Source organism: Candidatus Zixiibacteriota bacterium, assembly GCA_022865345.1.
In the GTDB taxonomy this organism is placed as follows: Bacteria; Zixibacteria; MSB-5A5; order MSB-5A5; family RBG-16-43-9; genus RBG-16-43-9.
This window is the reverse complement of record JALHSU010000068.1, coordinates 1-7,598: the sequence shown is the minus strand read 5'-3', so window position 1 is coordinate 7,598 and position 7,598 is coordinate 1. Positions and strand designations below refer to the sequence as shown.

Annotated in this window: 7 protein-coding genes; 2 read left to right on the top strand and 5 right to left on the bottom strand. The window is 42.7% G+C overall.

The window, feature by feature from the left end:
• Positions 1-24 precede the first annotated feature (24 nt).
• From groL to nadC, 5 genes are all read right to left on the bottom strand, one after another.
• Complete coding sequence (gene groL / locus MUP17_02995) at positions 25-1,653, bottom strand: chaperonin GroEL (protein ID MCJ7457942.1); 1,629 nt, start codon at positions 1,651-1,653, stop codon at positions 25-27.
• Between the two features lie 41 nt (positions 1,654-1,694).
• Positions 1,695-1,982, bottom strand: coding sequence for a co-chaperone GroES (gene groES, locus MUP17_02990; GenBank protein ID MCJ7457941.1), 288 nt, complete (start codon positions 1,980-1,982; stop codon positions 1,695-1,697).
• Positions 1,983-2,297: 315 nt separating this feature from the next.
• Positions 2,298-3,080 carry a type III pantothenate kinase gene (locus tag MUP17_02985; protein ID MCJ7457940.1) on the bottom strand — a complete coding sequence of 261 codons (783 nt, stop codon included), beginning with the start codon at positions 3,078-3,080 and terminating at the stop codon, positions 2,298-2,300.
• A 79-nt stretch (positions 3,081-3,159) separates the two neighbouring features.
• The gene (locus MUP17_02980) at positions 3,160-4,131 is read right to left on the bottom strand and encodes a biotin--[acetyl-CoA-carboxylase] ligase (protein ID MCJ7457939.1); all 972 of its coding nucleotides are present in this window, start codon (positions 4,129-4,131) and stop codon (positions 3,160-3,162) included.
• A gap of 212 nt (positions 4,132-4,343) precedes the next feature.
• The gene (gene nadC, locus MUP17_02975) at positions 4,344-5,189 is read right to left on the bottom strand and encodes a carboxylating nicotinate-nucleotide diphosphorylase (GenBank protein MCJ7457938.1); all 846 of its coding nucleotides are present in this window, start codon (positions 5,187-5,189) and stop codon (positions 4,344-4,346) included.
• Positions 5,190-5,292: 103 nt separating this feature from the next.
• Between nadC and MUP17_02970 the strand changes: the two genes are divergently transcribed.
• Together MUP17_02970 and MUP17_02965 are read left to right on the top strand one after the other, a co-directional pair.
• Complete coding sequence (locus MUP17_02970) at positions 5,293-6,939, top strand: ATP-binding protein (protein MCJ7457937.1); 1,647 nt, start codon at positions 5,293-5,295, stop codon at positions 6,937-6,939.
• 106 nt (positions 6,940-7,045) lie between these two features.
• Positions 7,046-7,399: a response regulator gene (locus MUP17_02965; protein ID MCJ7457936.1), complete on the top strand. Its 354-nt coding sequence runs from the start codon at positions 7,046-7,048 to the stop codon at positions 7,397-7,399.
• Positions 7,400-7,598: the final 199 nt, after the last annotated feature.

Sequence of the window (7,598 nt, the reverse complement as noted above, 5' to 3'; positions counted from 1 at the left end):
GATATTCGTCATTCGTTATTGTTTTTAGTACATATCACCGTATCCACCGCCGCCGGGTGGCATCATCGATGCTTTTTTCTCCTCGGGTTTTTCCGCTACCACACACTCAGTCGTAATTAAAAGGGAGGCAATAGATGCGGCATTCTCCAAAGCAATCCGGGCAACCTTGGTCGGGTCGATAACTCCTGATGCCATTAAATCCTCAAAGTTTCCAGTTTCGGCATTGAAACCGAAGGCACCTTTTTCCTCTTTTACTCTATTTACCACAATTGAGCCTTCAGTTCCAGAGTTCTCGGCAATCAGTCGAATAGGTTCCTCTAAAGCCTTTTTCAGGATAGAGACTCCGATAGCCTCATCTCCTTCTAATTTCATTTTTTCTAAGGCTGGAATAGCTCTTAAGAAAGCAACTCCACCGCCTGGGATTATCCCTTCTTCAACTGCGGCTCTGGTGGCATGCAGGGCATCTTCCACCCTTGCCTTTTTCTCCTTCATCTCAGTCTCAGTTGCGGCACCGATATTTATAACTGCAACGCCACCAGCCAATTTGGCTAACCTTTCCTGCAACTTTTCCTTATCATAATCCGAGGTGGTCTCCTCAATCTGCTTCCGAATAGAGTTTACTCTTGCCTTGATATCTGCGCTTTTACCTCCACCTTCAACTATGGTGGTGTTATCCTTATCTATAGTTACCCTTTTAGCTTTGCCAAGGTCTGAAATCACAGCGTTCTCTAATTTGAGCCCTAATTCCTCAGCGATAACCTTTCCACTAGTTAGAACTGCGATATCCTCAAGCATTGCCTTTCTTCTATCTCCAAATCCAGGGGCTTTGACTGCACAGACCTTTAAGGTTCCCCTCAGTTTATTTACCACTAAGGTAGCTAAAGCCTCACCTTCCACCTCCTCTGCAATTATCAGGAGAGTTTTGCCCAACTGAGCCACTTTTTCCAGGACGGGCAAAAGGTCTTTCATACCGGAAATCTTTTTATCATAAATTAGAATCAAAGGCTCCTCTAAGAGAACTTCCATACTATCTGGGTTGGTGATAAAATAAGGGGAGAGAAATCCACGATCAAACTGCATTCCCTCAACGATTTCCAGAGTGGTGGCAGTGGTCTTTGCTTCCTCCACAGTGATGACCCCATCTTTACCCACCTTCTCCATCGCATCAGCTATCAGATCTCCAATCGCCTTGTCATTATTAGCTGAGATCGATCCTACCTGAGCTATCTCAGTCTTTCCTGGTAGAGGCCTGGATAGCTTTTTTAGCTCTTCAATCACAACCTGAACTGCTTTTTCTATCCCTCTTTTTAAAGCCATAGGGTTGGCGCCGGCAGTTACGTTTCTTAAACCTTCTCGATAGATTGCCTGGGCTAAAACCGTAGCAGTGGTGGTTCCATCTCCTGCCACGTCTGAGGTCTTGGAGGCAACCTCTTTTACCATCTGGGCACCCATATTCTCAAACGGGTCTTCTAAGTCTATCTCCTTGGCAACTGTGACTCCGTCTTTGGTCACAGTGGGCGAGCCGAACTTCTTGTCTAAGACTACGTTTCTACCTTTGGGACCTAAGGTAACCTTGACCGCATTAGCTAATTTATCCACACCCTTTTTTAGCTTTTCCCTGGCAGTGCTATTAAATTCCAAAATCTTGGCCATATTCAGAACCTCCTTTTTCTCTCATTTTAATAGTTAAGAATTTAGCCGATTATCGCTAAGATATCGCTTTCTCTCATTATCAGGTATTCCACGTCATCAATGGTCACTTCAGTGCCGGAATATTTTCCGTACAACACCTTGTCCCCTTTTTTTACTTCCATTGCTAACTGTTTCCCCTCCTCAGTCACTCTACCGGTACCCACTTCAATTACCTCCCCTTCCTGGGGTTTTTCTTTGGCAGTATCTGGGATGATAATTCCACTCTTCTTGACGTCTTTTGCCTCCAAGGGCTTTATCAAGACCCTGTCACCCAATGGCTTAACCTTCATATACGATCCTCCTTTCTTCAAAGCCTTCCCGTAGGGAAGGATATTTTTTAAGGTTTGGTTTTTGTCTTTTTTGTTCTGTCAGGTCCTGGACCTGACAGAACAAAAATCCTCTTAATTCGAAGCTCTTAGTTTTCTATCTCTTTGTCCTAAAACAAAATATGCGACTTTTTTAGCACTCCATCTTTAAGATTGCTAAGGATTGGTAAAAGATATAATCTTAGCTTTTAAAAAGCAAGTAAAATTTTATTTAAAATTTCAGTATTATCAAGTCAAATGTTAAAATTGTCTTAAGCTCGATTTTTTTTCAACAAATACTCAAATTTTCTTTATTTTATTTGATTTTTTTACTCTGTCATAAATTATTTTAAGCCCCTTCAGGGTTAAGGTAGGGTCAATTTTCTGAATGGAGCTTGATTCCTTATAAATCAACTCTGCTAACCCGCCTGTGCCTATTATCTTAGGAATATGTTTAAGCTCTTTTTCTATCCTTTTAACTATCTCATCTATCTGACCAACAGCACCGTAGATTATTCCGGACTTAAGGCTTTCCTGGGTGTTTGTGCCGATGACCTTTTTCGGTTTTTTAAGTTCTACTTTAGAAAGAAGTGCGGCTTTCTGGAAAAGATTGGCAGATGAGGTCTCGATTCCCGGGGATATGACTCCTCCAAGATATTCCCCTTTTTCAGAAATAACATCAAAAGTAGTGGCTGTGCCCAGATCGACCACGATGACCGGGCCTCCGTAGATTTCATATGCGGCTACTGCATTGGCGATCCTGTCTGCTCCTACTTGCTCAGGATTATCGTAAAGTATCTTTATTCCCAGGGGAAGTTTTGAAGAGACTACGACCGGGTCAGAATGAAGGTACTTCACGCTCATCTCCTCATACACAGTGGTTAAAGCTGGAACAACTGAGGCAATAACCACCCCTTCGATCTTCTCGGTTTTAACCTCTCCAATTAGTTCCCGGATTAAAATCCCGCATTCGTCCATAGTTAAAAAGTGATTCGAAGAGACTCGGTAGTAATTTCGTAAAATGTTTCTTATGAAGATGCCGATTACGGTGTTGGTGTTTCCGATATCTATACATATAAGCATGTTGCCTCCTGAAAGTTGATTGGAGTATAAAGCTTCAGCTTTATCCTGGTAAACCTTAAGGTTTACACTCCAGGGTTTCTTAAATCAGTGTAACCTCGCCAGAGCTTATGGTTCTCAGATGCCCTCGGGTTTCAAGGATTAGGGAGCCATTCTCGTCTATACCTTTTGCAGTGCCTTTGATCTTCTCTTTTCCATAAAGGAGCTTTACCTTCTTCTCCAGCAAAGATGATGAGTTTTTAATCTCCTCCAGATAAAATTTCAGTCCAAAGGTTTTGAAATTCAGATAGATTTTCTCTAATTTCTCCAAGAAAGTTTTCAGGAGCTCGACCCGGGAATACCTCTTGCCTGATTCCATAAAGATTGAAGTGGCTTTGCCTTTCAGATTCCTGGGGAAATCGTCCTGGACCTGGTTTACATTTACTCCCACCCCGATTATGACAAAGTTTACCTTATCCAGCTCTGCTGATAGCTCTAAAAGAATGCCTGCAAATTTTTTCCCTCCGATCAAGCAATCATTGGGCCATTTCAAGTCGGCTTTCAGTCCGGTCTTCTCTCTTATAGTCTGAACTAGAGCTAAGCCGGTGCATAAAGAGAGTCCGGGCGCCTTGGCTGGCGGGATTTTGGGCCTTAAGATCAAACTCATCCAGATTCCTTTTTCCGGAGGAGAGAGCCATTTTCTGCCCAATCTTCCTTTTCCAGCAGTCTGTTTTTCAGCTACGATCAAAGTACCTTCAGGAGTTTTTTCCTCAGCTAATCTGTAAGCTAAGTCATTGGTCGATTTCAAAGTGCGGTAGGAGAGAATTCTTTTCCCTAAGATTTTGGCCTTGAGATTATCGTGGATTTCTAAGGGTATTAGGCTATCAGGCACTGAGGTCAGGCGATAAATTTTTCCCTTTTCAGTTTCAATTTTATACCCGAGTTTTTTTAATTCTGAAATTCCTTCATAAACTGAAGAGGTGGGCAGATTCAAGGAAGAGGAAAGAAGGCTAGCACTTAACCCGCCAGACTTTTTCTCTCTTTTCAAAAGGGTAAGAATGCTCTCAGAGATCATCTTTATTTACTTTTCTTTTTCTTCCCCCGACCCAAGCGAACCTAAAAGGTTCGCGCTACGTTTTTCCTTGAACTTTGAACTATTGAACCTTTGAACCTTGCCTTTTTTGGAGGTCTAAAGACCTCCGCTACTTTTCTATTTCTTTTGTAGCGGAAGGCTTCAGCCTTCCACGTTTCTAAACTAATGGAGGTCTAAAGACCACTGCCACATCCTCACTTCAACAAAAGACTTAAGTCTAAGGCTTTGGCTGAGTGAGTCAGTGCACCTACTGAGATGTAGTCGACTCCAGATAGAGCGATTTTCCTTACATTGTGGAGATTTACCTTGCCAGAAGCTTCAATTTCCACTTTTTTGTTTTTTGAACGAATGAGCTTAACCGCTTTTTTTAAATCTTCAGGTTTGAAGTTATCCAGCATTATCCGGTCGATCTTGAAATTCAGAGCCTCTTTAATCTCTTTCAAGTTTTTGGTCTCAACTTCGATTTTAAGCCCTTTTTTACTTTTCATAGCCTTTCCGATTGCCGCAGAGATACTGCCTGCTGCCTTTATATGATTATCCTTAATCAGAATCATATCATAAAGCCCCTGGCGATGATTCTTTCCTCCACCCTTCTTTACCGCGTACTTTTCCAAGAGCCTCAGCCCAGGTGTGGTTTTGCGGGTATCTAAGATCTTCGCCCTGGTGCCTCTGATTCTCATGACAAACTCGCCAGTAAGGGTGGCAATTCCCGAAAGCCTCTGCAGAAAATTCAGGACTGTCCTTTCTCCAGCTAAGATGCTTTTCACCTTTCCCCGGATCAGGGCGACCCTCTGGCCTGGTCTTACTTTGTCTCCGTCACTTACCAAGGGTTTAAACACTAATCCGGGATTGACCTGCTTGAAAACCGATTTTGCCACCTCCAGCCCGGCGATTACTCCTTTCTCTCTGGCTATGATAAACCCCTCTCCCTTTTGTTTTTCCGGGATGGTCAGGTTTGAAGTAATGTCTCCCGAACCCAGGTCTTCTTCTAAGGCGAGTTCAACTACTTTTTGAATTTTCTGGAACTCGGATTTCTTCATAAAGGTAAAAGTTAAAATAAATCTACGCGATGTCAACATAAAATTCTTGACAAATGACCTTGAAAAGTTTATAGTGAATTTAAATTAATTTTTGGAGGGGGAAATGAGATCAGATTTTTTTGATATTCCTCTTTCTTGTTTTTCTCCGGATAAAAAAGAGCAGGGGAACTGCTGGCTTAATCTTTTAGCTTCAGGGGAGAAGCTCGAAATCTTCTTTCCTTCAGACAAAAGATTGGGAAACTGTCTGGAATGCAGCTTTTTTCAGAAGCTTTCCTCCAGGTCTACTGGGAGAAGGAGCGCTGACCGGATTGCAGAGGAGTCTTTAAAAATTGTGCTCGGACAGGTGAAAACATTTGATAATTATCTGGAGAGGATAAACCAGGACCTCTACAAGAAATTAGAGGAGCTTTCCCTTCTGAAAAAAGTATCAGATGCCCTGCTTAAGTCCAAGGAGCTGGATAAGACCTTAAGGATAATTTTGACCGGTGTTACGGCCGGGGAGGCATTCGGTTTTAACCGTGCTTTCATCTTCTTAGTCAATCCTAAAACTCAAACCTTAGAAGGAAGGATGGGCCTGGGTCCTAAAGACCAGGAGGAAGCTTTCAAAATCTGGTCACACATAAAAAAAGAGAAAGTCACTTTTGAGCAGATGTTAGAGAACGCACTCTCCTCAGAGGAGCAGGAGAATGAATTAACTTTTAAGATAAAGGCTCTCACTTTTTCCCTGGAGGAAAAAGAGAATATTCCGATCAAGGCAATTTTAGAGAAAAGAAGTTTCAATATAAAAGAGGAGGAAGTCTCAAATCTAAAACCGGGGAAGATCCTGGAACTTCTAAGTCCAAAAGGGTTTTTGCTTGTCCCGATATTTTCTGAAAATAAAGCTATGGGGGTCCTGGCAGTGGACAACCTTATCACCGGGAACAAGATTTTGGAGGACGACCAGGTGGGGCTGGAGACTTTTGCCAACCAGGCCGCTTCCCAGATCGAAAATATCGTTTTGCAAGAGGAGCTCAAGCAGAAAATAAAGGAATTAGAGCTTGCCTCCCAGATTTTAAGAGAAAACCAGAACTACCTTTTGCAGGCAGAAAGATGGGTGGACATAGGTAAGTTAGCCACTACCGTAGCTCATGAGATAAAAACCCCCCTGGTGACGATGGGTGGATATGCACGCCGGGCTTTAAGAAAAGCAGAAGAAGGAAAGCTGGTCCCGCACGAGTTAGGGATCATTGTGAAAGAGACTGAAAGGCTGGAGAGCATAACCTCTGAGATCTTGGACTATTCAAAAGCTACCAGGTTAAATTATGAGAAAAAGGATTTGAATCTGCTGATTAAAGATGCTATAGAGGTATTCAGGGGTAAGTTAAGATATAACGGCATCTGGTTAAAAACAAGGTTCTCACTGGAACCCCCCATTCTGAATTTCGACCCCAAACGGATAGAGCAGGTTCTTTTCAACCTGATTGAAAATGCGATTGATGCGATGCCTGAAGGAGGGACCTTGACTATAAGAACTAAAAGAAACGAGGAATTCGCTATCTTCGAGGTTGAGGACACCGGCTCCGGGATAAGCGAAGAAAATCTGCAGAAACTATATATCCCCTTTTTCACCACCAAGCCCAAAGGCTCAGGCCTGGGCTTGCCGGTTTGCAAGAAGATAATCGCAGACCACCAGGGGTATATCGAAGTAAAAAGCGAGGTAAACAAAGGGTCAAAGTTTACTGTGTATTTGACTTTTCTGAAAGAGAGTTGATAATTGTAGCGTCCTCACTCCTGTGAGGACGCTTTTCGTTGCCACGGGAGTGGCAACGCTACCATTTTATCACTTTCCAGAACTTTCTTAAAGAAAGAAGGTTCCAATGTATAAAATTTTGTTAGTAGAGGATGAACCTCATCTTTTAGAGCTTTACCAGGAGGAGCTGCAGGATGAGGGGTATGAAGTTATGACCACTATGGATGGGGAAGAGGCGATTCTTCTTACTAAAAAGAATTTTCCGGACCTGGTGGTTCTGGATATAAAGATAAAGAAACTCCAAGGCTTAGAGGTGCTGAAAAAGATAAAGGAGTTCAATAAAGACCTTCCAGTGGTTTTAAATTCAGCCTATGAGACTTTCAAATCTGACTTCTCCTCCTGGATCGCAGATGCTTACTTAATCAAATCCTCCAATTTAGCTGAGCTGAAAGAGAAGATCGCTGAGCTTCTGGTGATATGAATATGTTGGGGTTCAATCCGCCTCTGTGTACTACCTCATAATTTCGGTAACAGGTTTAAACCCGCGTAGGGGCGGAGTTCATCTCCGCCCGAAGGTGATGGGTGGAGGCAAGCTCCACCCCTACGCGATATCTGTTTAAATAACAACTCCTTCTTAAATATGATTGCGATTTCATTGTTCTCCACCTTATTCCCAATTT